The 26,459-nt window shown below is 37.3% G+C and carries 27 protein-coding genes; 11 read left to right on the top strand and 16 right to left on the bottom strand.

Annotated elements, in window-relative coordinates; genetic code table 11:
* Window positions 1-120: 120 nt before the first annotated feature.
* Genes EZ444_RS16160 through EZ444_RS16150 form a run of 3 tightly spaced genes read right to left on the bottom strand, consistent with a single transcriptional unit; the run spans window position 121 to window position 2,407 of the window.
* Window positions 121-909, bottom strand: a complete 789-nt coding sequence (locus EZ444_RS16160) for a hypothetical protein (protein ID WP_131610188.1) — start codon at window positions 907-909, stop codon at window positions 121-123.
* A gap of 38 nt (window positions 910-947) precedes the next feature.
* Window positions 948-1,745, bottom strand: coding sequence for a hypothetical protein (locus tag EZ444_RS16155; RefSeq protein ID WP_131610187.1), 798 nt, complete (start codon window positions 1,743-1,745; stop codon window positions 948-950).
* Window positions 1,742-2,407: a hypothetical protein gene (locus tag EZ444_RS16150; protein ID WP_131610186.1), complete on the bottom strand. Its 666-nt coding sequence runs from the start codon at window positions 2,405-2,407 to the stop codon at window positions 1,742-1,744. The genes EZ444_RS16155 and EZ444_RS16150 overlap by 4 nt, the downstream gene beginning before the upstream one ends.
* A 216-nt stretch (window positions 2,408-2,623) precedes the next feature.
* Between EZ444_RS16150 and EZ444_RS16145 the strand changes: the two genes are divergently transcribed.
* Genes EZ444_RS16145 through EZ444_RS16135 form a run of 3 tightly spaced genes read left to right on the top strand, consistent with a single transcriptional unit; the run spans window position 2,624 to window position 6,008 of the window.
* Window positions 2,624-3,298: a vWA domain-containing protein gene (locus EZ444_RS16145; RefSeq protein WP_131610185.1), complete on the top strand. Its 675-nt coding sequence runs from the start codon at window positions 2,624-2,626 to the stop codon at window positions 3,296-3,298.
* Window positions 3,295-4,059, top strand: coding sequence for a PP2C family serine/threonine-protein phosphatase (locus EZ444_RS16140; protein ID WP_131610184.1), 765 nt, complete (start codon window positions 3,295-3,297; stop codon window positions 4,057-4,059). Before EZ444_RS16145 ends, EZ444_RS16140 begins: the two co-directional genes overlap by 4 nt.
* Entirely contained in the window at window positions 4,056-6,008 is a 1,953-nt protein-coding gene (locus tag EZ444_RS16135) for a protein kinase domain-containing protein (RefSeq protein WP_131610183.1), read from the top strand. The genes EZ444_RS16140 and EZ444_RS16135 overlap by 4 nt, the downstream gene beginning before the upstream one ends.
* A 21-nt stretch (window positions 6,009-6,029) precedes the next feature.
* On the opposite strand, the gene EZ444_RS16130 is transcribed toward EZ444_RS16135, so the two are convergent.
* Both EZ444_RS16130 and EZ444_RS16125 read right to left on the bottom strand, forming a co-directional pair.
* Entirely contained in the window at window positions 6,030-6,884 is an 855-nt protein-coding gene (locus tag EZ444_RS16130; RefSeq protein ID WP_131610182.1) for a restriction endonuclease, read from the bottom strand.
* An 80-nt stretch (window positions 6,885-6,964) separates the two neighbouring features.
* Window positions 6,965-8,428 carry a serine/threonine protein kinase gene (locus tag EZ444_RS16125; RefSeq protein ID WP_131610181.1) on the bottom strand — a complete coding sequence of 488 codons (1,464 nt, stop codon included), beginning with the start codon at window positions 8,426-8,428 and terminating at the stop codon, window positions 6,965-6,967.
* A 402-nt stretch (window positions 8,429-8,830) separates the two neighbouring features.
* On the opposite strand from EZ444_RS16125, the gene EZ444_RS16120 reads away from it, so the two are divergent.
* The 4 genes from EZ444_RS16120 to EZ444_RS16110 all read left to right on the top strand — a co-directional run bounded on the left by EZ444_RS16120 (window position 8,831) and on the right by EZ444_RS16110 (window position 12,131).
* Window positions 8,831-10,036 (top strand): hypothetical protein, encoded by a 1,206-nt coding sequence (locus EZ444_RS16120; RefSeq protein ID WP_131610180.1) that lies wholly within the window; start codon window positions 8,831-8,833, stop codon window positions 10,034-10,036.
* A gap of 106 nt (window positions 10,037-10,142) precedes the next feature.
* Window positions 10,143-11,120, top strand: coding sequence for a helix-turn-helix domain-containing protein (locus tag EZ444_RS16115; RefSeq protein WP_131610179.1), 978 nt, complete (start codon window positions 10,143-10,145; stop codon window positions 11,118-11,120).
* A gap of 236 nt (window positions 11,121-11,356) precedes the next feature.
* Entirely contained in the window at window positions 11,357-11,818 is a 462-nt protein-coding gene (locus tag EZ444_RS27880; protein ID WP_394365959.1) for a MauE/DoxX family redox-associated membrane protein, read from the top strand.
* A 10-nt stretch (window positions 11,819-11,828) separates the two neighbouring features.
* On the top strand, window positions 11,829-12,131 hold the full coding sequence (locus EZ444_RS16110; RefSeq protein WP_131610178.1) for a hypothetical protein: 303 nt from the start codon (window positions 11,829-11,831) through the stop codon (window positions 12,129-12,131).
* 40 nt (window positions 12,132-12,171) lie between these two features.
* On the opposite strand, the gene EZ444_RS16105 is transcribed toward EZ444_RS16110, so the two are convergent.
* The 4 genes from EZ444_RS16105 to EZ444_RS16090 all read right to left on the bottom strand — a co-directional run bounded on the left by EZ444_RS16105 (window position 12,172) and on the right by EZ444_RS16090 (window position 18,736).
* The gene (locus tag EZ444_RS16105) at window positions 12,172-13,548 is read right to left on the bottom strand and encodes a RagB/SusD family nutrient uptake outer membrane protein (RefSeq protein WP_131610177.1); all 1,377 of its coding nucleotides are present in this window, start codon (window positions 13,546-13,548) and stop codon (window positions 12,172-12,174) included.
* A gap of 16 nt (window positions 13,549-13,564) precedes the next feature.
* Window positions 13,565-16,732, bottom strand: a complete 3,168-nt coding sequence (locus EZ444_RS16100) for a SusC/RagA family TonB-linked outer membrane protein (RefSeq protein ID WP_165503634.1) — start codon at window positions 16,730-16,732, stop codon at window positions 13,565-13,567.
* Between the two features lie 74 nt (window positions 16,733-16,806).
* Window positions 16,807-18,048 (bottom strand): TlpA disulfide reductase family protein, encoded by a 1,242-nt coding sequence (locus EZ444_RS16095; protein WP_131610175.1) that lies wholly within the window; start codon window positions 18,046-18,048, stop codon window positions 16,807-16,809.
* Window positions 18,049-18,520: 472 nt separating this feature from the next.
* Window positions 18,521-18,736: a hypothetical protein gene (locus tag EZ444_RS16090; RefSeq protein ID WP_131610174.1), complete on the bottom strand. Its 216-nt coding sequence runs from the start codon at window positions 18,734-18,736 to the stop codon at window positions 18,521-18,523.
* A 245-nt stretch (window positions 18,737-18,981) separates the two neighbouring features.
* Here EZ444_RS16090 and EZ444_RS27430 point away from each other — a divergent pair, with 245 nt between their 5' ends.
* A complete protein-coding gene (locus EZ444_RS27430; RefSeq protein WP_205945284.1) occupies window positions 18,982-19,362 on the top strand; it encodes a helix-turn-helix transcriptional regulator in 381 nt (126 codons plus the stop codon).
* 69 nt (window positions 19,363-19,431) lie between these two features.
* On the opposite strand, the gene EZ444_RS16080 is transcribed toward EZ444_RS27430, so the two are convergent.
* The 5 genes from EZ444_RS16080 to EZ444_RS16060 are packed head-to-tail and all read right to left on the bottom strand — an operon-like array spanning window position 19,432 to window position 22,316.
* Entirely contained in the window at window positions 19,432-20,112 is a 681-nt protein-coding gene (locus EZ444_RS16080) for a hypothetical protein (RefSeq protein ID WP_131610173.1), read from the bottom strand.
* 21 nt (window positions 20,113-20,133) lie between these two features.
* Window positions 20,134-21,045 (bottom strand): HEPN domain-containing protein, encoded by a 912-nt coding sequence (locus EZ444_RS16075; RefSeq protein ID WP_131610172.1) that lies wholly within the window; start codon window positions 21,043-21,045, stop codon window positions 20,134-20,136.
* Window positions 21,042-21,539, bottom strand: coding sequence for a hypothetical protein (locus EZ444_RS16070; protein ID WP_131610171.1), 498 nt, complete (start codon window positions 21,537-21,539; stop codon window positions 21,042-21,044). Before EZ444_RS16070 ends, EZ444_RS16075 begins: the two co-directional genes overlap by 4 nt.
* Complete coding sequence (locus EZ444_RS16065; protein ID WP_131610170.1) at window positions 21,529-21,933, bottom strand: hypothetical protein; 405 nt, start codon at window positions 21,931-21,933, stop codon at window positions 21,529-21,531. Before EZ444_RS16065 ends, EZ444_RS16070 begins: the two co-directional genes overlap by 11 nt.
* Before the next feature lie 2 nt (window positions 21,934-21,935).
* Window positions 21,936-22,316, bottom strand: a complete 381-nt coding sequence (locus tag EZ444_RS16060) for a hypothetical protein (protein ID WP_131610169.1) — start codon at window positions 22,314-22,316, stop codon at window positions 21,936-21,938.
* Between the two features lie 154 nt (window positions 22,317-22,470).
* Here EZ444_RS16060 and EZ444_RS16055 point away from each other — a divergent pair, with 154 nt between their 5' ends.
* From EZ444_RS16055 to EZ444_RS16045, 3 genes are all read left to right on the top strand, one after another.
* Window positions 22,471-22,857: a helix-turn-helix domain-containing protein gene (locus EZ444_RS16055; protein WP_131610168.1), complete on the top strand. Its 387-nt coding sequence runs from the start codon at window positions 22,471-22,473 to the stop codon at window positions 22,855-22,857.
* 125 nt (window positions 22,858-22,982) lie between these two features.
* Window positions 22,983-24,071, top strand: a complete 1,089-nt coding sequence (locus EZ444_RS16050; RefSeq protein ID WP_131610167.1) for an HNH endonuclease — start codon at window positions 22,983-22,985, stop codon at window positions 24,069-24,071.
* Between the two features lie 31 nt (window positions 24,072-24,102).
* Window positions 24,103-24,666 (top strand): hypothetical protein, encoded by a 564-nt coding sequence (locus EZ444_RS16045; protein ID WP_131610166.1) that lies wholly within the window; start codon window positions 24,103-24,105, stop codon window positions 24,664-24,666.
* 112 nt (window positions 24,667-24,778) lie between these two features.
* Here the strand turns inward: EZ444_RS16045 and EZ444_RS16040 are convergent, their stop codons facing one another.
* Both EZ444_RS16040 and EZ444_RS16035 read right to left on the bottom strand, forming a co-directional pair.
* Window positions 24,779-25,501, bottom strand: a complete 723-nt coding sequence (locus tag EZ444_RS16040; RefSeq protein WP_131610165.1) for a hypothetical protein — start codon at window positions 25,499-25,501, stop codon at window positions 24,779-24,781.
* A gap of 3 nt (window positions 25,502-25,504) precedes the next feature.
* Window positions 25,505-26,341 (bottom strand): hypothetical protein, encoded by an 837-nt coding sequence (locus EZ444_RS16035; RefSeq protein ID WP_131610164.1) that lies wholly within the window; start codon window positions 26,339-26,341, stop codon window positions 25,505-25,507.
* Window positions 26,342-26,459 lie beyond the last annotated feature (118 nt).

The raw sequence follows: 26,459 nt of genomic DNA, 5'->3' as shown, positions 1-26,459 counted from the left end.
ATTGACGTTGCATAAATGGGAACTTGTTTATCGAAGCAAATGGAACTAGCACTATTTCAGACGGTTTCTATGAATGTTTAGCGCTGGAACGGTGAAAAATAAAGCATATGTAAGTTTACTTTATTCTAGGAGCATACTTGTTTTGTCTTTAATAAGATTGGCGATATCAGGTCTGAATGTTTTAATTAGGTCGTTAAAAATATTCTGAATAAATGTGGCCACCCAATATTGGGAATCTTTTGGCGGCGTTTCTCCTACATCCAGATAGTCTCTGTAATCGGATGACATCATATAATGCTCATTTATGTAAAACAGATAAGAGAGGTGACAAATCATCAATTGGCTTATGTCCTCAGATAGGTGCCTCATTGCTTTTTCCCTTCCTGGGTTTACAATCTTATCGTCATTTAAAAGCACGTTTTTATAAAAGTTGTAGTGTGCATTGTCATTACACCTCTCCCTAATGATTGAATACCGCTTGTCGCGATAGAGCAGGTTATTGAGGTCCTCTACTTTTTTATGTTTCCTAATATAGTCTGATATAGTTCTTGTAGCGGGAAGCTGTTCAGTCCCCTCTAGCCAGCTTTGAATTTGTTTTACAATAAAATTCTCACTATTGTGATTGTCATCTAGATACAGGTTGGTATAAACATTTATATAAATGGAATCATAGAATTTCCTTAGCAGGCTATACGAATCATTAATTTTTCCCATCATTAAAACAGCTTTGATTGATTCAAGTGTGCCTTGCATCGACGAATAAACGTATGTATCAATGTTGATAATGGATTTCGTCCCCATACTCATAAAAAACATAATGTTCATAGATAGGGAGTCATAAAATTTGATATACTTATCAAGATTCGAGAAGACTTCGTGTTCCTGAAATTCTTTAGATTTTACTCGCATAAATAGATAATTTAAATGAAATAGAACATTAACAACGATTAGGTATTTTCAGAGTTGTTTTTTTTAATGATACTCTCTGCTAATGCTAAGAACAATCGTTCTTTGTTGTTGGGTTCTATTAAGGTAATTAGTTCGATAATATTTGAAAACGAGTTCCATTTTTTTAAAAGCGGCACAATTACAGCAATAGTGATTGGCTCAATTGGAATCATTGATCCAAACATGTTTTGCCAGTGATAGCTATCTGATTGATTCAAATTTAATAGTTCAACACTTCTGCGCAATAACTCTGAAAAACGAACGAGATTATTTTTATTAATCTCCCCATTCCAATTTTTAGCATCATCTATTAGCTCGATAATGAAATTTAGTGGTATTCCTAGATTTGGTACCTTGCCAACGAATTCGTTGTGAAAAGATCGAAGTCTTTCTTCGTAGTGGACTTCTCTATTTTTTCTAGAACTCACACTGAGGTAAAAGTCGGCTAATATCGTGAAAAACTGTTCCGCTTGATTATCCTCATATTCAAGAACACCATTGGATTGTTCCTTTAAAATTCCTTCGTAATTATCACTGCATATGCCATATAGTTTCCATATGGGCTGGCCCAATTCTTTATAGATTTTTGCCGCCTCATAAAATTTTGCTTTCGCCTTGCTAGGGTCTACTGGCAAAATAAAACAGGCACTTATTACATAACTTGAGGCCTTATATTCAGGATCAACTTTAACCCCGTCTTTCTCAAAAAGTCCCTCAGCATATCCTTCGTAGACCAAGGCAACTTTCGCCAATTTTTCAGGCGAAAGATTTAACGCATCTAAATTTGATTTGCTCATAATATTTCCCTGATATTTGAAAATTTATTGGGGTCCTTGTAGTATAAGTTTTTAATTGAAAAAGTTGGTTTAATCTTCTCTTTTCTTTCAATTTTCTCCAGTAATCCATCCGAATCATAGAACTCAACTTTTTCGATTTGTACAGAAGGTATAATGATTTTTGCCATAATTTCTCCTTCATGATGATGTGGCAGGTAATTGGTATAAATGTGCATCTCCCTTACCTCTTCAGCAAATTGCTGCATTTCAACCGCTTTTTTTCCTAAAGTAATGAGATACCCATAAAATAAAACCCCATCACTTGTAAATGTTTTGGTCGCAAATCCAAGCGCAGTAACTAAAGGAGAAAACAACTTATTAAATCCAAAATCATATTGATCATTATAGGCTCTTTGATACGCACCAGCAGTAGTAGAAATAAATGGAGAAATATCTCCGTACGTCCTGTTAGGCGCAAATTCAGGATGTGACGAGGGAAGCTGCTTGTCGTATTTGTTCAGGTGAAGTTCGACATTTGGCTCAATCAACTTTGATTTGACTTCTATTGGAGAGATTCTGTTTTGGTTACGCCACCAGTTACACGGAATTCCATTTTCAAGCATATGTTCTGCCTGAAATTTTTTGATGCCATTTATTCCCTTAATGAATTTTTGAAAGTACATCTTCGAATATAAATCTAATTTTCTGCTCACGAAACGAAATCGGGAACACATCCGACTTTTTACAATGATCTATGAAGAATCGGTGTGTTTTTTTAATATAAATCCAAAAGTGACCGAAATTACACTTAACCCTTTAGGTGTGTTTTTTTCGCTTGAGAGGAATGCTAAGGATGAGGATTTTCATATATATTAGCACCTAATTCAAAAACGTGTCTTATGGATGAATATATTTCTTTTGAACAGATCCCATTCGGTTCTGATGACTTTGCTAACAATCCTGAATCTAGGTGTCCGTGTATGTTGTTGCTTGATACTTCAACTTCTATGGGTGGACGACCAATCCAGGAACTCAATGATGGCATCCAAACATTGAAAGATGAATTGCTGCAGGATTCACTTGCTTCAAAACGAGTTGAGGTCGCTGTGGTTACCTTTGGCCCTGTTTCCTTGGAGTCAGACTTTCAGACTGTCGACAATTTTTATCCTAAGAAATTAACTGCAAATGGAGATACACCGATTGGTTCTGCTATTACAATGGGAATCGAACTTATAAATAAAAGAAAACAGCTTTATCGAGAGAATGGCGTAGGCTATTACAAGCCCTGGATTATATTAATAACCGATGGAGGGCCTACAGACAATTGGTCAAATGCAGCAAAAATGATTCAAGAGGGTGAACAGGAAAACAAGTTCGCCTTTTTTGCAATTGGAGTAGAGAGTGCAAATATGGATGTACTTAGTAAATTAACCGTTCGTTCGCCTATAAAATTAAAAGGATTGATGTTCAGGGAATTCTTTTTATGGTTATCCTCATCTATGAAAATGGTTTCAAGTAAAAACCCTGGTGAGCAGACAAAACTATTACCACCAACTGGATGGGCTGATCTATGATTTGGAAGGTTATTGGCCAGAGTGTGATAGGCTCATCACATGTGCATTCGGGTAAGACATGCGAGGATGCTGTACATTACAAAATCTTTACTATAGACAAAGAAAACGAAGGATTGATTTGTTTCGTGAGCGATGGAGCCGGAAGTGCTAAATATGCCGCAAAGGCCGCCGAGGAATCAGTCATGAAAGGCGTTGAGCTTGCAGAAAAGATGATAACGGAAAGGACTGATCTTAATGAGCCAAATTTATTGGCGCTTGCAGAGCAGATTTATGACCATATATACAGTTTGGCTGAAATTGAAGAAGTACCAAAAAATGAATTCTCCTGCACTCTTTTAGGTTTTGTGATACTTCCCGATCGAGCTGGGTTTATTCAAATAGGAGATGGCGCTATTGTGCGTAGTGACGAAAGTGGTCACTTGAGTACTGTTTGGTGGCCTCATAATGGTGAGTACCAAAATACAACCACTTTTTTGATAGATGATTTTAATCTACCGCACTTAAAAACCAAGGTGATAGAAGAGTCAATCGTTGAGATCGGAATATTTACCGATGGGCTTCAAATGTTGGCATTAAATAACGAAACAGAAAGTGTTCATCAGCCATTTTTTAATAGCTTGTTTCCCTTATTGAGAAGAGCAAATCAATCGGAACATATTTCAATCCTTAATAATAGGCTTATTGAATATTTGTCAAGTGATATTATCAATGGGAGAACCGATGACGATAAGACTTTACTGTTAGCCACTAGGAGGAAATGACAGGACAAGTGTATCAGGGATATACGGGGAAACGATACAGTGCCGGTCAAAAAATTGGTCAAGGAGGCGAGGGCGCCGTTTTTACCGTTCAAGAAGAGGCTGCCTTAGTTATCAAAATTTATTCAGAGACATTGGATCATGATAAGTCCGAGAAATTGGTTTTTATGTCCTCAATTATCAATGATGAATTATCTAACTTCGCCGCTTGGCCATTAGATGTAGCAAGAGACAGATCTGGAAGAGTCTGTGGCTTTGTCATGCGGAAGCTGGAAAGTTACGTTCCTTTGCATAATCTTTTCAGTCCGATGGATAGGAAGAAGTTGTTCCCTGATAAAGGTTATAATTTTTTGGTACACGTTTCAAGAAATCTGGCCGCCGCCTTTCATAAGATTCACCAACTAGGTATTGTCATAGGCGATGTAAATGAAGCCAATATCGTCGTAAACGCAGGAGGTATGGTCGCTTTGATTGATTGCGATTCTTTTCAGATAAAAAATGGGAACAAATATCACTTTTGTGAGGTAGGTATTCCAAGATACACCCCTCCTGAGTTGCTAATCAAAGGTTCTTTTGATCGTGTGATACGAACAATAAATACAGATAATTTCTCTTTAGCGACCCTAATATTTCAATTGCTATTTTTAGGCCGCTCTCCGTTCACCGGGATTAATCCAGGCCAGCAAGAACTCGATGAGGAAACAGCTATCAAGACTCATGAATTTGCCTACTCCTTAAAACGCCAGCATAAAAAACTATTTCCAGCAAAGAATAGCCTAGAACTAAGTACGATGCCCTCTGGGGTGGCTGCACTTTTTCACGCTTCATTTGAAAACATCTTGGAGCGTCCTTCTGCAGCGATGTGGGTCAACGAACTCTCTGGTCTGAATAAAGCCATTGTGCAGTGTATAAAAACGAAAATCCATTATTATCCCGATGTCATTGGCTATTGCCCCTGGTGTCAGTTCCGTGATAAGCATAATATACTTTACTTCCTTGATGACTCCTATCTTAAAGCAGTTCCTGAATTCAAAGACATAGATCAATTTGTTAATGGCTTCAGGGTGGATAAAATTGATCTTAAAATCCTTACAGAGACTTATACAAAACCGAATATTACGGCGTTACCAATTAGTCGTAAATTTCATACATGGAAAATAGCTAATATGGCATTCATGGTTGTGATTGTCGTAATTACAATTGGGCTATGTTTCATTTTTAATTGGGTTTGCATTTTTGGAGGTTGGATTGCTATTATGATTTTCAATGCGATATCGCCCGCTAAAAAGCAAATTGATACTGAACTAATCATTAGGCAAAATGCTTTAGGTTCATTGAAAGTGTCGCTACAGAATTTAATCAAGCAACATAATGTTCCCGCAGAATTAGGTAGATACAATCAATCGGCCCACAAATTAAAAACACTCATAGAATCTTTTAAGGGGCTTTCTGCTGAATTTGAAACGGACAAAAAGAAAATCCAAGAAAACCATTATAACAAGAAGTTCAATCATTACCTGGAACAGTTTGATGTGAGAAAATACCCAATACCTTCTTTCGGAGTTTCAAAGAAGACGCTTATTTATGCAAATGGAATCCGGACGGCAGCGGATGTTTTAAAGCTTCGTCGTATTAAGATTGCCGGAATTGGTCCCGCAAATATTCAAGTTTTGATCGATTGGCAAAGACACATTGGTACGGGATTCACCTACATTCCAGATATAAATATTATCAATCAGGAAATAAGCGTAGCTGCAAATACTATCGCCAACAAGAGGCAGCGATTGGAAAGGGATATTAAAAGCGAATACAAAGTGTGTTCACTTCTCAAAGCTAACATACTAGCCTTAACGAGCAATACTGAACAGCAATACAATGAACTTGTGATCAAAGTACATCAAGCCCAATTAGATTTAGATGCTTTTAGAAAATTCAAGGGAAAAAACCTCTAGACCTACTAATATCAACAAAATTCAGGCTTCTAAGGACCGGTTCCATATCAATCCACTCTTTGACAAACTCAGGTTCCTTTTATCAAACAGTTCATTCATGATCATCCAGACCTGATCGGTCAATAGGAACGACCGATTGGTGCTTTCATCGGTCTTAGTAAAAAATCCAGTGATCGATATCTTTTCTGTTTCGATTTCCCTGCCCTGGAACTTCAAAAACAGCTTTACTTTGAGGGGATAGTCTACCGTAGTGGACGTCAATAGCTCATTTCGACTTTCCAGTTCGTCGGAAAAATGACGTATGAATTTCATAAAGGCAAGTTCACTTCCCTGAGAGTCGTGCAGCCTGGCTTGATACATCGCCATAATCTCCCTTTCATCGGTAATTACCTTGCTTCCAAAATCAATACGTGTGATATTCGCCCGCGTAACCATGACATTCATACGGATATCCAGTATTCCGATCTCAAAGGTCCTATTGAAGTCCCTATCGTTCTCATCGGCTTCCCTCAGCTCGACCAGCTTTATGCCTTTATGTTCCGCATAGGTTAGGGTATCCCTTGTAAATCCGGTTTTACAGACGATTATCCCACTTGATATATCTGAATCCTGCATGGTTTCAGAAAGCTTCATTACGATATCCTTGTTTACTTTTTTCTTCCAGTATTTGCATTCGATTGCCGTGAGTAACTTTCGCGTCCCATCAATCTGTTCGGTCAGGACATCGATTTGATGGGATACACCAGATTTCCCTTTGACTTTAAATTTTCGCCCGAAGCCAATGACTTTTATGCCATATTGTTCTCCGAGTGCCCCATAGATGTACTTGGTGATCGCTTCGTATTCTTCCCAGTCGAGCTCGTTTTTTTTAGACATAATTTTCGGATTTAGGACGTACTACCAAAATAGGCTCAGTGTTATGATGTTATCCTCAAACTGAGGAAGGATGGGTCTTTTTAAAAATTTCCAAGTCGCATTTGAGAATTGTTGACCTGCTGCTGAATGTATTCACGAAATTCGGAGGCGGTCATGATATTGTGCCGGGCATCAGTCGTAGAATAGTCAAGATTATAGTTAGAACGTTTTCCGAACATCACAATTGCCCCACCAAAAAAGCGATTTACTGTCCTGATATTTTCGGGCTTTTCCTCTTCTTCCGAATATTCATAATGGTCGTACAGGGAGTAATCATGGAATTCCCCGGGGGCTGTCTGCGTCAATGGTTCATAAAATCTTTTCTTATGCAGCTCATGGGTGTCACCAGTGTAAATACCAGTGGGCTCAGTTGGTTCAATCTCTAAACGGAAATAAGTCCATATCGGATCTTCAGCGAAACTTTCAAAGCTAAGACTTTCCGGCTTCATCAAGTAAGTGTGACCTGTGCCGAATTCCAATTCAATAAAATCTTCGTCGTCAGATACCACAGCAAACTTTAATTCCAACCCGCCTGATCCCGGCAAGAACATATAACTCATATTGCTTTCAGAGGTTATAAGGTTAAGGATCTTCACTATTTCTACCGGATCTTTCCAAACAACAATGGTAGGGATAGAAGCCGGGAAGAGTTTGGATTGAAACTTTATCCACTGCTCAACTTTTTGCTCATGAAAATCTTCATTCAATCGTTTCCATAGTAATAGAGCTGCTTTAAATTCAGAGATATTAGGCCTTTTATTTTGCTCATGCTGGGTGGCAGCAATTAACAAATCATCTATCGGCGCAGTATAGGTTCCCGGATAGAAGTTCTTCAGTTCTACTACTGAACCAATGGAATACTGGCCGTCAAATCCCTTCCAGTTCTCAGTTAGAAATTGCCATGTTGTCTTTGCCAAAGAATATACGTCAGCAGCCTTAACATCTGCTGCGTCTGGATTCCGAAGCATTTCCGGATCCATACTCCATTTGGGGCCAACAACTTCGCCTTTCATAGTCACATCTTTTTTATCAGGATAGTCTACCAGTCCAAAATCAGAAAGTATGTATGTGCCATTAAGGTGAAGCATATTTCCTGGTTTGATATCCCTGTGTGCGATTCCGCGGTCATGGAGTAACTCCAAGGTCTCCGCAATACTGATCATGGCGTTTATCTTTTTTTCAATACTGGCTCCAGTAAGTTTTGAATTCGCAGTTTCTGCCACCGGCATTACATAAAATGGGTAGTCGGTTTCCGTAAGGTGCTCTGGCAGGTGTTTTTCAATGAGAGGTACGATCCCAGGGATATCCATATTCGATTCAATAACCATAGTTTCGTCTCGGAAACGGTTATAGGCTGTTTCTTTCACCTTACCTAATATTTTGATTGCACCCATGCGACCATCATCGTGGCTTCCTTCCCAAACTTCGCCATTACCACCTTTGCCCAGGAATTTGGTCAGTGTCCAGGCTCCAAACTTTTGTTTGGCTTTGAAAAATTTCTTCATAAAACGTTAAATTGAAACCTAGCGGTTAGCTGACAAGATACTAAAGTATCTTTAAAAGCTCACAGGCTGTGTGTATTCCCGACCTTGGGAATTAACTACCCCCTATCAAATGATGGGGGGAGAATTGCACATAATATTATTTGCAATTGGGCGATGTTGAATCAGATCGGTTCGCTTTTGTCTGTAACATTTTTGCTGAAATCGTATTAATTAATTCTATTTAATCTTAAATGACAAATGTAATGTAGCATTTCAAGTATTTTAAGCGTCTAATGTAATTCTGCTCAGAGGAATTATGATCTCAAAACGCGATAATGAAATTAACCAATTGCCTATGACGAAATTGTAAAATAATAACCACCTGCCTATGATCAAATGATTACTTATAAACTATTAGAGCCTATGAATTATGAGTTAGGTCTTTTCAGTAATCTGATCAGATTAACGCTACGCCCCTCTGTCACTTCAGATCTAAATATGACTGTAGAAACAAAAAACCAAATGGAAGCTATGATTGAATTGGAAATAAATCGTATTCAGTATTCGATGAATAGAGTTGTTTATACTGATTTTTCGGAGAACAAGATTCGACGGTATATCCGACAAAGCCAGTTAGAGATCACATGGCTATCAAATGACCTTAGAGAAATGAAGTTAGAATTTTTAGCGATGAAGACCGTTAAAAAAGTGGAGATAAGAAAGAATCAGCTTGCGCTGTATGATTTTTTTAAAGACAAACTCACAGGCTTATTATTGTTTATTCAACGCTATTTTGCGAACTATTTTGATCCGGAAATGTGTATGCCACTTTCCAGCATTCATTCGATAATGCGAAAGAAAGTCAAGAAACTACGTCCTCTATTCAATCGGCTCAAGGAACTTGATATTTCTCCTGAACTTACCCGTCCTATTAAAATGCATCTGTTTTCAATGTTGAGAAGTCGTGAGCTAAATTATAAACAGTTACACTATTTGCAACAATTTATTGCGCGGTTGCCACGTGCACTATATGCGAACCGGGGAGTAGATTGGGATATCAAGTTTATAATTAAAATGGTCTATCTGAATTTCAATAACTTGGAATTCTATATGGGGGTGAGGGTATGGATCAGAACGCAGCTCGCAAAAGAAAAAGATCTTGCCGGGCAAATATCAAAGCTAAAGGTTTACCAGAGCTATTTCGACCAGTTTCATGATCATCCTGACCTGCATCAATCGCCAGGAAGGAAAACCTTAAAGGAAATGCTTTTAAATTTTATCAAATCTGAAATTAGTTATCTGGATAGTTCCAAAGAAGACAAGCTGATTTCGTCTTCGTCGAAACGAGGATTCGAAACATTGCTAGTGACCTTGTCAGTTCCACAATTAGGTTACTTGATTCGCCTGTTGGTAAAAAACAAATTGTTCCGAGTGAATGCACGGATGTCAGGCAAAATGCTTGATTTTATTGCGAAATGGATTACTACCACCGGTACTGGTGAAAAAATGTCGGTTGGTCATTTAAAAAATGAATACCACGATCCCAAACGTTCAGCAGCTGTAGCTCTTCGAGCCATACTCTTAAAGATTATTGCGATGATAGATTCAGATCTCGAAAAGAAGCTTTAGCAGTAAAAGTAAACATCTACTGACCCTAGTTTTATATGCAAAAATTCATCTTGAAATAGGCTTCAAATAAATCAAGGTCTATTTCCAATTAAATTAACCTCACAATATGGAAAGACCTGCCACGATGATTTTTAATAGCCCAATTCTGTCTCGCTTGGACACAACTAGTAAACTGCCCGCTGACAGCAAATACAAGATAATTTATGCGCAATCCGAGAAACTGGATATCAATGAGGGGTCACTCATTTGTCAGTACTTTAGTCATTATCTTTTTTTTATTGAGGTAATTGAATTTAGGCTGAATAAACCTCTCAATGCACGGTATAGACTCAATAGATCAAGTTTATTCTTGTTTTTCGTATTAGACGGTAAAATCGATTTTTCGACAATAGATGATGAGGCAATAACAGGTGCTGAAAAGGGCATCTGCTATGTAACCTATACTAAAGAGGGAGAATATCAATATAGTCTTCCTAAGGGCGTACATCGGATTTGTTATTTATGCCCCAGGGCAAGTTGGATAACGAAAAATCTTAATTACTATCCTCGCTTAAAGCCTTTCATGGAAAGCATGCTAGAGGGGAATAAACTCTATGGTCTTATGGCGGCTTGCCAGATGAATGGTTCCATTTATGATAATTTGAATGAGCTTTTCGGTTTAATAGATACAGAAAGTACCGATCTGGAAACCCAGCAAACACGGAGTGTGAAAAAATTGATTTCCGAGTATCAGAGGTTAGTTGACGCTAAATTTGCCCAGAAAGTATACATTGTACGGGATTATTTGGAAGCAAATTATATGGATCCTGAAATCAGCAATCGGCAATTGGCTTCATCTTTTTTCATCACCGAAAAAACACTTATCGAGAACTTCAAGGAAGAATTTAATACCACTCCCTATACTTACTTGATTCATATTAGAATGCAGCATGCAAAAAGTATGCTTTCGAATAGAGAGCATGTTAACGAAGTATATGGAAAAGTTGGATACAAGGATGTTCACAGTTTCAGTACACAATTCAAAAAGTTCTTTGGATATCCACCCTCAAAAGGCAGATTCTTTCCTAGTTTATTTTACTTTTAAGTAGTTACCGTCAATAAACACACGAAAATTGCAAGGATTACAACGTTAAAAGGTGTGTTTATTGCTTTTCATACGGCTAATAGTTGTCGAAATTTATTTACTTAAAACATCGATATCTTGATTGCTTAAAGAGAAAGGAGTGCTGTGACAAAGAGTACATTAAAAAAAATAACAGATCAAGTATCTGTTGGGAAAGATCCCCTCTAATATAATTCAACGTTTAAATTTCTAAAACTATGGACAGTTCCTTAACCAAGTACAAGTCATTTAGACTTTCAAACTCAGCCAGAGAAATAACGGTATTTGTAATCTGTTGTACCTGTATGTTTTTGTTTTTATTCTCGGCCTTTGAAAAGATTGTAGAGCATCAACGGTTCTACAATGGATTATCGAATGTATCGATAATCGGGTCTAAGGCAGAAGTAATTTCATACTTCGTTCCAATGTCCGAGGTATTAATCTCCATACTATTAATCATCCCGAAGACACACAAAGTGGGGTTATATGGATTTACTCTTCTTATGGGAATATTTACAGCCTATATTGTTGGAATGTGGTTATGGGCAAGTAGGCTACCTTGTTTATGTAATTTGATCGTTGAGAATTTGAGTTGGGGGCAACATATATGGTTCAACATAGTCTTTATTGTTTTAGCCATAACTGCCCTTGTGCTTAGCAAAACAAATATAGAATCTTAAACAAGTAAAAATGAAAAATTTTCAAAAACTTGCTGTAAGCTTAGCGGTAGCTGGCTTGGCAATCGGTTTCAGTGCATTCACTTCAGTTAGAGTTGAACAATGGACATTCAAAGGTTCAACCACAGGACAAATTAGAACAGCTGCTCTTTATGAGCAAGGTCTCGCCGCTCCATCAGGATGTGGAAGCGGTGCAAATCTTCCATGTGTTGTGAATTTTCCGGATGGAATAGATAATGAAGCAGATTTGCAAACTTATCTAACGGCACATACAAATACTGACGTGCTAAATATTTCTCCTCAAAAAAGAAACTAGCAAAAACAAAAGTGGGGATGCTAACACATCCCCACTTTTGTTACCTCTTATTTTGTGGCATACCCGATAAGCGAATTACGTCCTCGGGAATTGGCAGAGCATATCTTGGATCGTTTGGCTGAAGTACATAAGTCTGGTCGCCTAAAATGCGTGTTAGTTTTATGTTTGCACCTTCTTTGTTTAGCCTTTTTATATCCATCCATCTCAAGTCGCGCATCAGCAGTTCTTTTCTACGTTCAGCTAGTATTATAGAGAGTGCAACATCTGAGGAAATTGCAGTTTTTGGGATAAATTTTCCTTCTTTAAACCGAGTTTTCAGTAAAGTATTGAGACTTTGCATACCGAAGTCGCCGATTTTTAACCGAGCGTCGCATTCCGCTTTTATTAGATAAATTTCATCGGTCGCAATACCACCAAATGGCGAAGCTAATTGTTCATAATAACCTTTGAATGCTTTGGATCCATCTGCGTTTTTGAAAAAATAGATTGTTTTTCTTAGATCGTTATCTTCGTAGGAATCGTATAGCTCTTGGTCGATCTTGGCAACAGAGTTGCTAATCGTGCCAGGTGCGAGTATTCTATTCCATAATATTACCTCTTCATTAAATTGTTGAATAGGGAAATTTGCATCTTGATTAAGAGAATTAAAGTCCATCAGTCTGCTATATAGATTTAAACATGAATCAGCAAATTTGCTTGCAGATGAATATCTTCGCATTGCTAAGTTCGTCCTAGCGAGAAGGCCATAAGACGCGAGCTTTGACGGATGTGCTGGATGGTTGGATTTTATTGGGAGCAAATTAGCTGACTCTTCGAGATCGTCTAAAATACGCCTATAACTCTCAGAAACACTTGATCTGACAGATGGGATGTTGAAGTCTTCAGTATACCGTAGTGGTATACCTAAATCGGAGCTGGCCGTCGTTTCATCGAATGCTACCGCCCAAAGCAAAACTGTTCTCAAAAGGTACTGGGCGCGAAAAAATAGGGCTTGACCTTTGATATTGTCCCATTTAGAAGCATTTCCTTGATTGCGATTTATCTTCTCAAGCGCTCCTAGTACAGTGTTGGAATAGTAGATTGCGGTATAATTGCATTGCCATTCGTTTTGCCGCCCGTCCTGTGGAAAAAGGAAATCTTTTTCCCAAGTGTAAATCCTTTTTTCGTTTTCATAACTCAGAGACTCCCAGTCTTCTTTTGTTAAGTAATAGTTGTCAGAACTTGCTTCTCCGGTACCCGCAATTGTTTGATTCATGACTGAGAAATTGTCCAATAAACCCTGCAATTCTTCCAGACTAGTTGGTACAGCCAGCTTTTGGTCAGATTTAGCCTCCAGAAATTTTTTGCAAGAGTAATTAGTTCCGATTCCTAGAAGGAAAAGTGATGCTATGATAATTTTTAAATAAGTTGTTTTCATCTTTTCAGTTGTTTAGTTAAAGTCCAATTTTAATTCCGACAGCAATTGACGGTGTTGGGGGAAGGGAGTTATTGTAAGCATAATCGGGATCAATTCCGTCTTTGTTAGCCCTCCAAATGATTCCAAGATTTGAAGTGGTGATGTAGAGATCTATTGAGTTATACGGACGTTTAGAATTTCCTTTGTTGGTCAGTCTATAGTTCACATTCACGTATTGAAGTCGGACGTGGTCTGCCTTGGAAACAAAAGGCTCAGCATTTTGATAAAACATAGCCATGTTTGGTGGAATTGGATAAACTAGGGCTGGAACATTTGTGTGACTTTCGTCGCCGGGTTTTTGCCATCTTTTTGAGAAATCACTGTGACCAATCCAGTTTGAGTTCAAACTTGTGTAGTCAATTGTATTTCTGCGGAAGAAGTAACCGAGTTTAAATAATACACGAACGTTTAACGTGAAATTTTTATATGAAATTGAATTCCCAACAGAACCATAATAAACTGGCATTGCCGAACCGAAATACTTGAGGTCGTAAACCGATGTTGACGCTCCTGTAATGCTCAAATAGTCGGTGCTAACATTCCCCGCAACATACCCTTGCGGCATTCCGTTAGTTGGATTTAACCCTCCCCACTTATATGCGTACACACCGTATATAGCATCGCCAACAATTCCGGAAATTCTTGGGTTTCCTTGGTTTACGAAGTTACTCGCTTGGAGATCTGAATTATAGTAGGCGTCAATCTTGTCTCCATGGTAACTGAAATTAATGTCTGACGACCAATTGAGAGTGCCAATAGTGTTTTTTGTATTAAATACAAGATCCAATCCTTTTCCTCGAATTTGGGCAATGTTTTTTTGAACGGTAAACCCAACTCCGGCGGTATAGTCGATCGGTTCTACCCCAATAAGATCACTCCCTTTTTTTAAGTAAAAATCTGCTGACCCACTAATTCTATTGTTAAATATTGCAAAATCCAATCCAGCGTTTATTTGTGAAACTGTTTCCCACTTTAGTTGAGGATTAGCATATTGATCAAAGCTATAATACGGGGATAGAGAATATACCGATGTTCCTTGATTATACAAGGTGGTAACAGCAGAACGTTTTGGATCAACGTTTCCGCTAGAACCATAAGTTAATCGAAGTTTTAGTTCGTTTAGGATTTTGTTTGTCAGGAACGGCTCAGCCGCCGCGTTCCACGCAAGACCAGCTGACCAAAGCGGAGTCCATTTATTGTTTGTGCTAACGCCGAATAGATTTGATGCGTCTCTCCTGACGCTAGCTGACATTATGTATTTATTTTTAAATGTATACGCACCATTGCCATAGAAAGAAGCATATCTCAGTCTGGTTTGTGCAAAGCTGTTATTGTCTGGGATAAAATTAGTACTTCCATTTACCAGTGTTGGATATGGCGTTGCGAGATCCACGTATCCATAGGAAAGGTTTTCCGAATTATAGCCGTAAGTTCGGTTTGCCACACCCTTGGTCAAAGTTTCCCTCACTTCAGTTCCTGCAAGTAAACTCAAAGAATGATCCTCTAATGTTTTGTTATAGGTCACTTGACCCCTTATTTGGTTTGAAGTTAGAACTGAATTATTTAGATCAAGAATATCTCCTTTCGGTATACGTTTTATCAAGTTTCCCGTTGCGTCTACCTGGGAATACAAATTTATAAGATTACGGGTATAGTATGAGTTTTGATCTTGGAGAGAGCGTTTGTCGTTATTTTGCCTCTCATACTGGTACTGTACGGTTGTTTTAAGACCATCTGTTATTTTGTAATCAAGGCCGAAATTAAGCATTACGTCCTGAAGATTGGTTGTGGCCAGTGTGTGCAGATAGTCGGTCAGAGGGTAATAATTCCAGTCTTGCAGCCCTTGAATAGAGAGAGAGTTTAGATAGCTTTGGCGATAGTTTTTTGCCAGGGGGATTGGGTTGCCATTTGCATCAGCAAACTGTGCATAAGGGAAGATTGTTCCTTTTGAGATGATTTGACCATATGAAGGTTTTCCGCTCAAAGAGTTGGACTTTGTATAGAATAGGTTAGTCTCAAAGTTCAGTTTTTTAGTTAACCTAATATTGTTGTTAAATCTCAAGTTGAATCGGTCATACTTTGCATCGAGATTATTTACATTGCGATCATAGCCAGCAGAAACAAGCCATGCGTTAGTTTCCGAACCGCCGTTAAGCATAATAGAATGTTGCTGATTTACCGCTTTTTGATAAAAATAGCGACTATACTGATCTCGGACGTCGAGGGTTCTATAACTGTTAATTTGTTGATCGATTGCATTTTGTTTAAGTGGGGAAGCAGAGCTTCGCTTAATTAACAGCTCTACTACTGGCGAAAGAACAGGTTTGTTGGCTGAATTAATCTGTGATCGGTAGTAATTTTTGCTATATAACATTGATTCTACATCAATGAAATCAGACGAATTGATTTGTTTGATATAAGACAGATCCGGCTCCCCTGAAACAGTCAAATTTGAATTTATTTGAATTGATAGCGTGTGATTAAAAATTCCTTTTTTGGTTGTTATAACGATCACTCCATTTCCAGCCCTTGCTCCCCAGATCGACGCTGCTGCGGCATCTTTGAGTATTGTAATATTTTCAACATCATTCGGATTGATGTTATTTAAATCACCTTCATATGGATAATTGTCGAGGACGATTAATGGTGATACTGGCCCGTTTAGTGTGCTTAAACCTCGAACCATCAGCTTTCCAGTGTACCCGCTTGCTCGGTCGACTGAGATGCCGGAGGTTACCGCTTCCAGCCTGTCAATAATCGATGTGGTTACTTGTTGATTTAATAGAGATTTCGCAATTGAAGTAAATGATCCCGTTGCCCGTTCCTTTGGGATTTGCTGGTAACCCGTGGAAATTACAACTTCCTCCAGGGCTTTTTCGGAGGGTTCCATTTCGACTAAGAGGCTAGAATTATATTTGTCGATCGTGATGGGTATTTTTTTTGTTTTCAATCCTGTATGAGTTAATACAAGTGTATCGGGTAAGACTTTGAGGTTAAATTGAAACTCGCCGTTTAACTCAGTTTTTGTCATAGCTGCTGCTTTCAGGAATCGAATATTTGCACCAGACACGGGTTGTCCATCTAGTGAGGAAATGACTTTTCCTTTAACATAATACTGTGCAAATGCCCGTGTGCAGGTTAACAATGTTAGCACGATAAAGGAGAAAAGTTTAAGGTCTATTTTGTTGAATATTTTGGTTTTCATAATTTCATGTTCGATTAGTGAGTTTTTTCGATAACAAGGACTTCTATCCTGCGAATTGCGTAGTCGAGGCTTAGTCCTTGTTTAAAAAGGGTAGCTTGTATTGTTTTAAGATTGGCTGGATCGAGTGGAACAGAAACGTCAATTGGCAACTTCAATCCTGTTTCATTAATGACCAGAAACGGCAAGGCATCATTTAATCTACTTGTCAAATCGTTCGCGGAAGCACCTCGCAGATCGAGTTTACCATTTTGATCCATTGTATTCCGCATTTCAGCGGTTTTTGAGACTGCGTTAAACTTTTTGTGTTGCTTTAAAATCAGACATTTAAATGGCTCCCTTGAGAAGTAAGCTCTATACCCAGTTATTAAGTTTAATTGGTTGAGCATTATTTTATAGAGGTCTTTAGACTTGGCCAATGGGACTCTCAATTCGTAGGAATAGAGGAAACGATTGAGCCATTCCTGATCGTTGTTATATACGTGGAGATTTAGGTCATTTGTATCGCGGACAATCAGCTTCTTGTCTACTTTTGCAGCGAGTTGATAAATGTTTCGAAGGCTTGAATTGGTAATACTGATTCCGTATGTTGTTGTGTCAACTGTTCTGTAACTGACGCCGGTTGGCAATCCGGGGTAGTTTTCATTCAATAGAAGGGAATAGTACTTTAAATTCTTTTCATTTAGCGAAGGACTTGAAAATAGAGGACGCGAAAGGTCAAGGTCTTTCTTCGTGTTATTGACAAATTTATCTTCTCTTATAGCTGATACTATGTTTTCAATTGTTGTTTCTGCGCCAGATGTAATCGCCTTAACAATTCCGTCTTTAATCCAGATCTGATGCGGGACAAAGCGGTGGGGGAAGTACTTTTTTAATATTTCATTATTTACCCCGTATGTAGAAAATAGTCCTATTTTCTTTTTGCTGAGTGTATTTTTTGCTTTATCTGAGTCTTCATAAGTGGACGGTATAATAAATAGACTTTCTCCAAATTGGTTTTGTAAGCCTTCAAGCTTCACAAGGGATTCAAGACAAGGCCCGCACCAAGAAGCCCAGAAATCGATGATGACAAGCTTGTGTTTTAAATCACGAAAATTGAGCCTATTACTGTTTCCACTTTGATTTACTGTGCTAAACGTTGCTTCAAGTAGCTGATTTGGTACTTTATCGCCAACAGTCAACGAAATTTTTTCTTGGGCAACAGCTTTAAAATTTAGGCAAAGCGCGGCCAGGGCGATAGAAATCGCTATTTTTTTCATATTAGAAAGTTTTAGTTGATATTAGAAAAAAGATGGGTGATTTTAGCTGGCGGCTAAACGGGAGGCTTGACAATATTCTTGTACAAGATCTTGAGGAACTTGAATTTCTTTTTGTAGAGATAGTTTCTATTAGGCTGTAGTAAACAGCTTGCAGAATGGTCATCGAAATATTCCGATAAGAGAAAGTAAATGTGTTTTATATAACTTCGGTTTAAATGAATATATGTTTTCATGTTTTCTTCCGTACATAGATTGAAAATTCGACTATGTAACGGGTTAGTAAACCTTAAAAAGGGGCAGGGCTTACGCCCGTTACCCGCCCCTGCCTGGATTAAAATAACGAGTGAAGCACCTTACCCTTTTTGGGTGTGGCCTACGCCATTTCCTTTATTCTCGCATTTGGGCAGGGGCGGTCAAGGAAATGCTTAAAGCAAGTTTTCGGAGTTGTAATTAAGGTGAATGAATATTCACGTTAATGTGCGGTAGGTCGTTGTTGTAGTTGTTTTTTTCCATAGCTCATATCATTTATGAGCCTTTGTAGCGTGGAATTAAGCACAAATGGCGTAACACCCAACTTACCGCTTGTGAGGCCGTGAGAAGCCCTTGGAAACGAATAAGCGGGCGCTACGCCATTGGCGTAACGCACTCCACTTATCGTCTTGATCCAATCGAAATTCTCACGTTTCACAAGCAAGACTCAAAGTGCTGATGCTTTATATATCAGCAAAAGTAGTATATTATTACTTTAAAGCCCTATTGACTTTAATTTTAGTTACTTATTTCAAATATAATAATATTAAAGCATTGTCAGTATATATTAAAGATATATTTTAATATATACTGGTATATCTTTAATATAGACCTGATTGTCAGCGAATTACACCTGTCCTTTATAATTCTAGGTTAACTATATTTGGTTATTAAATATAAATAATGGACGCTTCGCCCAAATTAAATAAGATAAAAGCTGTGCTGGCTGAAAGGAATGTAACCGGATGGATGCTTGCAATTTTCTTAAATGTGAGCGAACAGACTGTGTCTAGTTGGTGTCAAAATTCTTCTCAGCCTAATAGGGTATATTTTAATAAAATTGCTGATTTTCTCAATGTCGATCAGAGAGACCTAATTGTTTCCACTCCACCAGGGAAAAACAAATTGGCCGAGGTCTTACGTGAAGAACATAAGAAGTTTCTTGCTGAAGGAAAAGGAACGTATGTAAATGAAGAATCAATAGGCGGAAAAAAAAGCAAAAAGATTCTTAATCCTGAACTCGTAAAACGACTGCGGGACTTAGTGGAGAAATCCGAAAAGTAAACAATAAAAAAAGGCCGGAATTAATTCCAGCCCTTTTCTGACAACATTTATTATACGATTCATGTATGGTCACATTTTCACAGGTGGTATCTTTGAATTATTTTGGTAGGATAAATGACCGTTCAAATACTTATGTGTTAGTTTACCCTCTCTGATAAAATGATATACAATGTCTTTTATAAAGATAGCACTCCAAGCATCAGAGCAATACCTAAAAGTAGACCATATCCTTTCATAAATTTCTAATGGAGTTTTTTTTTCTGTAAAAAATCCTGCGTCAATTAATCTCGCTATTTCATTTTTTATTAGCTTTTTTGACTCTCTTTCAACATCAGTGAAATCGTACTTTGGTTCTTCGGCCTTTAAAGATTTTGATGTCCCGCCACTAGTCCAGGGATGAATAAATTCGTATACCAATTTTTGAGTGTATTCCTTCTGAATTACCCTAATCATCCTCTTTTCATAGGATATATCTATTTTCCCGAACGTCCTATCCAGTACCAAAGTTTCATAGGAGCCTCTTTTTAGAATTCTGCAAAGGATATCTAATTCTGACAGTCCTAGCTTGGTGCTACCAGACAATTCTTCGTAGTCAATTATAAAATATGGTGTTTTCCCTAATAGAAAGGCTAGTTCATCCCTAGTGAAGGAGTTATTGATTCTATTTCTAATGAAAAGATAGCGTGCTATGAAGTCATGTTGATCTAAGTAGCCCGAATAGGTTTTGGTGTTTATGCAAGTTTTGTCCATAAGGAAATTTGTATATCTAGCTTATGCTAGGTATGGTGTCTTCCCACTTTTCAAGTTTTCGAGTCGTTGGATACAGATGCTATTAGCGAAGTCAATGATCCTGCTTATTTTAATCATCATAGCGATAAGATCGTCTGTGCTTGCCAAAAATGTTTCGTCATATCGGGCATCACTAAAGCCCTTTAACAATAGTGATGACAATCGCGATTCTTCCGGAGTTCCTTTGTAAGGTTGAACAAAAGATGAATCAGGTAGAGCAATATCGATTAATTTTATAAGCCTTCTTAAGCTGTTACTATTTGTTCTATAGCCAGTGAGTACTCTTAACATTCCTGAATAACAATGTTGCAAAGCTTGGTGCAACATAAATACGGCAACGCTGTTCTCATTGTTATCAATGAAGAATTTACCTCCTTTCAAAAAACTCATCGATAGTTTATGCCAATGCGTCCAAAAAGCCTCTTTTTTGGTAATTCGGAAATTTAAGGATTTTCCTCCTTCAGGCTTAGAAAATATTTCTTCATTATTATCATGTAAAACAAAACCTTTCTTAAATACCGAAGTAAAAAATGAACTGCCATTATTTAAAGCGGTGTTGAACTCTGACATTCGATGAACTATAATAGTTAGCGATGCCGATGATTTGAATTCCTCTTCCAGTCGTTGTTGTATTTGAATGTCGGGGCAAGGTTCGTTTTTAGATGGAATCAACATCAGGTAATAGTTATTCAATTCAGACGGCAAAATTGTCGTGCCATTTTCTGCAAGAAAACAGCTTATTTTTTCACCTTGTGTATGAATTTTACTTCCAATGCAGATTATCTTATCAAATAAGTATTTCTCCAAAATTTTAGCTGTGATTAGGCGGAGTTCATTATTTCGGTCATCGTCACTTGCGGCGGTAAATGTTTTTTTGAAATTTTGTTTTTTCATAATTGTCTATTTAGTTCTTGAGGTTCTTTTTTGGATTTTAACTTTATTATTGCATCATGCTCACTAATATTTGATAGGACTGCTTGATGCCATTGTGTAAAAAATATAATAAGCCGATAGTATCGAGCCTCGAAATTTGGTTCGCCAGTCAACTGATCTAGTAGTGCATTAAACATTAAAAAATATTCCTGTTGAGTTTTTTTTGCAGGTAGTATCCTGTTGTTATGTGTGGCATTAAACTTTAGAATAAAAGTCGTCGCTAGTTGCGTTAGGGTTTCCGGTCTGATACCTTTGCTTTTTCTCTTTGGACTCGGAATATTAATTGAATCGGTCTTTTTTAATTCGCTATTTTTCTCCGCCAAGTAATGATCTGAACTACAGAAATTGGCAAGGGACACATTTTCGACAAACGAACGAATTACTTCTTCTGGTCGTATATAGAGTAGATCGCATGCAATCTCAAATTCTTTCTCTATGTCTATATTAATTATCATGGCCAACTATTTTGAAGTCTGTAGTTTTTGTGCGTAGCGTTTTTCTAAATTCGGCAGCCCTTACACACCATTTATCTATAACGACCCTTGTTTTGGCTTCTAGTTCTGGTTGTTCGATTTCAAGTTTTGCTATTTCCTTTAGTTCATTATCATACCCAGCTTTCTTTAAAAACTTTATCATCTTATTTTGGACAGCTGTGGGATCCTGACTTTTTGTATATTCTAGAAATAGGTTTATATTTTCTCCTAGTGGATCATCCGGATGAGCCGTCAATGTTTTTGGTATTGAAATACCATTTATATAATCTTGTAGAACTTTTGCTGGATCACAAGATAGTACCAGGCAGATTATCTCGAAATCTTGTGGTAGCGTGATTTTAAACTTTTGCTTCATTTTTAGTCTTTTGGAATGCTCTTGTGCCACTTCTTAATTATAGTTCTATATTGTACGCTTGACGAACCTTTGCTTTGCAAACCTATATTCAGTATTTCTTTGATTGGGGTTTTATGGAGCGTTGAATGTTTAGCAACCTTGATATTATCCGCCGTGAATTGGTCTTTATTATTCCTCTTAAAGAGTTTTGTCGCTTGGGCATTTGGTTCTTCACCTTCCTGAAAGAAAAAATTGTAGAAAGTGATATGGTTTAGGTAGGTCTCTATTGCTTGCTGGTAGCATATGTTACAAAACCTACACGCAGTTATAAAATCTTCCGGTAGTTCAAGGTCAACTGTAATTGTATTTCCGACAGGTATTCTTTTCTCCTTTTGTCTTTGCATAATTTGATCTTTAAATTTTAAGTAAATCAACAAATCATGTTTTAGAATATTGTATCTCATATAGGCATACCGTATGCAGATTTCGGGATATTTTATCTGTACGTTATCCTAAATTCCTGTATATTCGTTATTCGATAAACGCTAAATTTGCATAATGGGAACAAACGTAGTATCGCCAAACGGTCACATTGGTCATAATTTGAAGAGTATTAGAAATTTTAAAGGGATGAAACAAGAAGTCCTTGCGATGGAATTAGGCGAAGAATGGAACCAAAAGAAAGTTTCACATTTAGAAGATCAAACCGCCATCGATAGTGATCTGTTGGCTCAGGTTGCTAAAATTTTAGATGTGACCCCGGAAATGATCCAGAATTTTGATGAAAAAAGAATGAATACTTTTTTCAATACTTTCAACGATTCTAGCGTTGGAAATATTAGCAGTAACTTATATACTTGCAATTTCAGTCCAATTGATAAAATTGTTGAACTATATGAAAGACTGTTAGTTGCTACTAATGAGCAAAAACAAAAAGGGCTATAAATAAAGAGGATTTCCGTAATTAGTCAATTAACTTGATATTCCAGCGAATTTGGTCGCCGGTTATCCATTTAACCTGACACCGGATTCCTCTCCAAACTGGCTCCCACATTTAGGCATTTAGTACTATGAAGCTATTTAAAACTTACATTGGGGAAAAGGAAAATATGCGGTTATTTCTTTCAAAATATGAAGAACAACTGACATATGAAGCCCCAACTTCTAAACCTAAAGGAAGGGTGCCAAAAAATGAACGTTTTTGTAGATTCTGCCAAAAGAAAAGTCCAGACGTTACTTTCAAGAATGAACCGCATATCATACCAGAGCTACTAGGTAAAAATTTTGGTGTGTCTGATTTTGAATGCGATTTATGTAATGAATATTACGGTAAATTTGAAACCGATTTCGCTTATTATCTGGGGCTTTTGCGATCTTTTTACTTTGTGAAGGGTAAAGGTAATGTACCAACATTCAAGTCACCTAATGAGTCTCTGATTGCCCGAATGGAAACACTGCAAAGTGGAACGAAAGGTATGGGAATAACCGATTTTACTAGTGAAGGATTCGATATAAATATAGAAACTGGCCGAACTACTATAACTTACATCAAACATTCATATACGCCTATTAAAGTTTTCAAGTGTCTTTTAAAGATAGCATTATCCATATTGCCATTTTCGGACTTTAGATTTTACGGAGAAATCTTGCATTTCATGTCTAATGATGAAAACCACGAATATTACGTCCAATTCGCTAAAGTATGGAGTTATGAAACGAATGTCCGAAGAATAAAACCCGCGTGTTATATCTTCAGAAGAAGAAACAATGTCGATGATGTTCCTAAACATGTGTTTATGCTTTATTTTGAAAACATGATTTATGAATTTTTTATTCCTAGATATGCACTGGATGAGGCACTTTATATAACTAGAGAATTTTCCAGTTATTATTGCCCACCAATTCTATTAGATGAGCCAGGGGAAATAAATACTTACGGTTCAAGTATCATTGACTTCACAACAACGGAGCTGTTACAAAAGGAAAAAGGAAGCATCGCATATCAACTTGATCCGGGGCATTTTTCCACGGCACAAATGATTGACCCATTGACTAAAGAGAAAAGTCCATTTATTCCATCAGCCATAAGGAAAATAACTTTATTTCAAATAGATGAAAATTTCGATAAGGAAGCTTTTGAAAATGGAGAAGGATTTTAATAGAAGTGTAGAAATGCAAAAAGAAAATTAAGTGAGTAGAACAAAAGAAGAAATACAAGAATTAGTTTATAAATACCAACCAGATATAGACAGGTTGAAAAAAATGTTGTTAAACATTCATGCCGTAGCTTCCATTCGTTTTTGGTATTGGCGTTTGGGTAATTTTGTGAAATCGCCTCATATACATGAAGATCTTATGATGATGGATGCACTTACAACAAGCATTGTTATGTCTTACGGCAGATTGTTTGGCTCAGGAAATGGAAGCACCAAATTAAGCAATAAAATAATCCCTCCTTCATTCAAACTCGTGCACCAACACATTATTGATCTTAGGAATACTAAATATGCACATCATGACGGGCATGAATCTATTGAATCAAATATGGAAATTGATATCCAAGGGGAATGCATAAATGTCATCCCAAATTTGGAAATCTTAATTTGTTTTGGGGCACCCAAGGAGTGGGGGCCATTGTTCGAGTGGCTTGATACTTATATGCATGAAACCATAAAAATACAATTATCTCTTTTAACAGAGAAAACTGGAATTGAATGGAATATGCCTAACGGTGATGCCCCAAGATGGATTTGATGTAGCCCGAATAATAAAGCTTTACAGTGCGCTGGAATAAATCTGACATTGATTATAGTTTATGTGTAATAGGTTAATCAAGTTTTGCGTATAGTTTTTAAATTGGTTCCCGTTACTCAAGAAAATAGCTCAATATCTTATACTCTCCGTTTACTCTCCCAAAGTCAAAGTGGACATGATTGTATTTAGTTTTTTGAACGGGTAGTTCGATACTAACAGAATAGATACTGCTTCCTTTATCAGTATAAGTCTGTAATAAAGCCTCATAATCATTATCAGGCTTTACATCGCCAGGGAGCCTTCCAATGATATCTTTTTGTCTAGTTTCAGGAATGTTTTCTAATATCTCATCTGTGAAAATTTTACTATACTGCTCATCGAATTGTTTTTCGTTCATCATTTGACCTTTCCAATTTTCTGAGCCTACAACCGCGTATTCATTGTTTTTCTGATTGTATTTCAATTTTTCTCTGGTGGTTTGGAATGGAAAATGGATCATCGCTGAGATTTTTGCTTTATCCTTAGTTTTAGCTGCAGCCATGAACTTTAAATAAAACAATGCGTAATGATAACCATCGCCAGCTGTAGTGTCATATATGTAATTTTCTACCGGAAACATACCTTTTTCAAGTTTAAGGTCATCGACGATTTTATAGAACGATTCTACGTTCCTGTTAATTTTATCTTTTACTTTTTTTACTTCCTGAAGACTATCCTGAACATGGGTTTGTGGTGTATTCGTTGTGCGATTTTCAGCTGGGATAGTTTGTTTCTGGTGATCATTGCATGCTATAATGAACAGAGGCAATATTAAAAATAGGGGTTGGTATTTCATATTTTAACTTTTTGCTATAGTCACTTTACCCAGTTGCTCCATTCGTTTAAGTATCACGGCTGTGCCTACTTGATCGGATATTTTATCACCGTACCACTTAGTCTTATAATTATTTTCTTTCAATTCTAAATATGCGCCTTTGCTGTAAAAATCTGATCCACCCCAAAGGTATGGAGAATTTACCCCGTGATACATTTCATAACCAAAACCGTTATATTTTTCTAATCTTATCAGCATGTTTTTAAGATCCCAATGATCGTTCCATCCGTCTTTTTTTCCTTGGAATATAAGCGCATCAACTGCACTTTCTTCAAAACTAAATGGGGGAGCGTGTAGAACATAAGGTCTATGTGCTGGTACTTTTCTGGTAAAATTCTTTAAACTATCACCATTATGCAAATGTCTTGAGAAGTCATTCCCTGATTCTCTATAATGTACAAGTGCTATAAAATACCATGGAATTGTAGCACCGAGTGTATCAAAGCTCATCATCGGTTTGCCACTAATTCGTCTTTTCAATCCAAGACCTAAAGGATTATATTTTCCGTCTTTACTATCCGGTGGGGTTTCTGGCAGTCCATGCAACGTTCTGTTGATTTTAATTCTTTCCTCCACAGGTATACCAGGTTTCGCGGAGGGGAATAATGGCCATCGGTACATAGTTGGTCGGTTTAACTCTTCTCTTACGAGCAAAGAAATCTCCTGGTATCTACGTTGGTTTGGTAAGATTGAGTTCTGGATAATTCCGTCTGTCTGCCCCTGAATTGCAAGTTTAACTTTTAATTGATTGTACATCTCTAAAAAATGTATAGAGTTGATACTAAAGCGTTTTTTTGACATAATAGGGAGATTAGATACTGTAATTTAGACATAACCTACTATAAAGCAAAGACTTATTCCATCTTAATTTTGTACATCAGAGATTTACTATTAATGGTAAACAATCCGTAGTGGATAT

This window comes from Pedobacter hiemivivus, from assembly GCF_004331685.1.
Taxonomy (GTDB): domain Bacteria; phylum Bacteroidota; class Bacteroidia; order Sphingobacteriales; family Sphingobacteriaceae; genus Pedobacter; species Pedobacter hiemivivus.
Note: the sequence above shows the minus strand (reverse complement) of the source record. Positions and strands in the feature narration are given on the sequence as shown.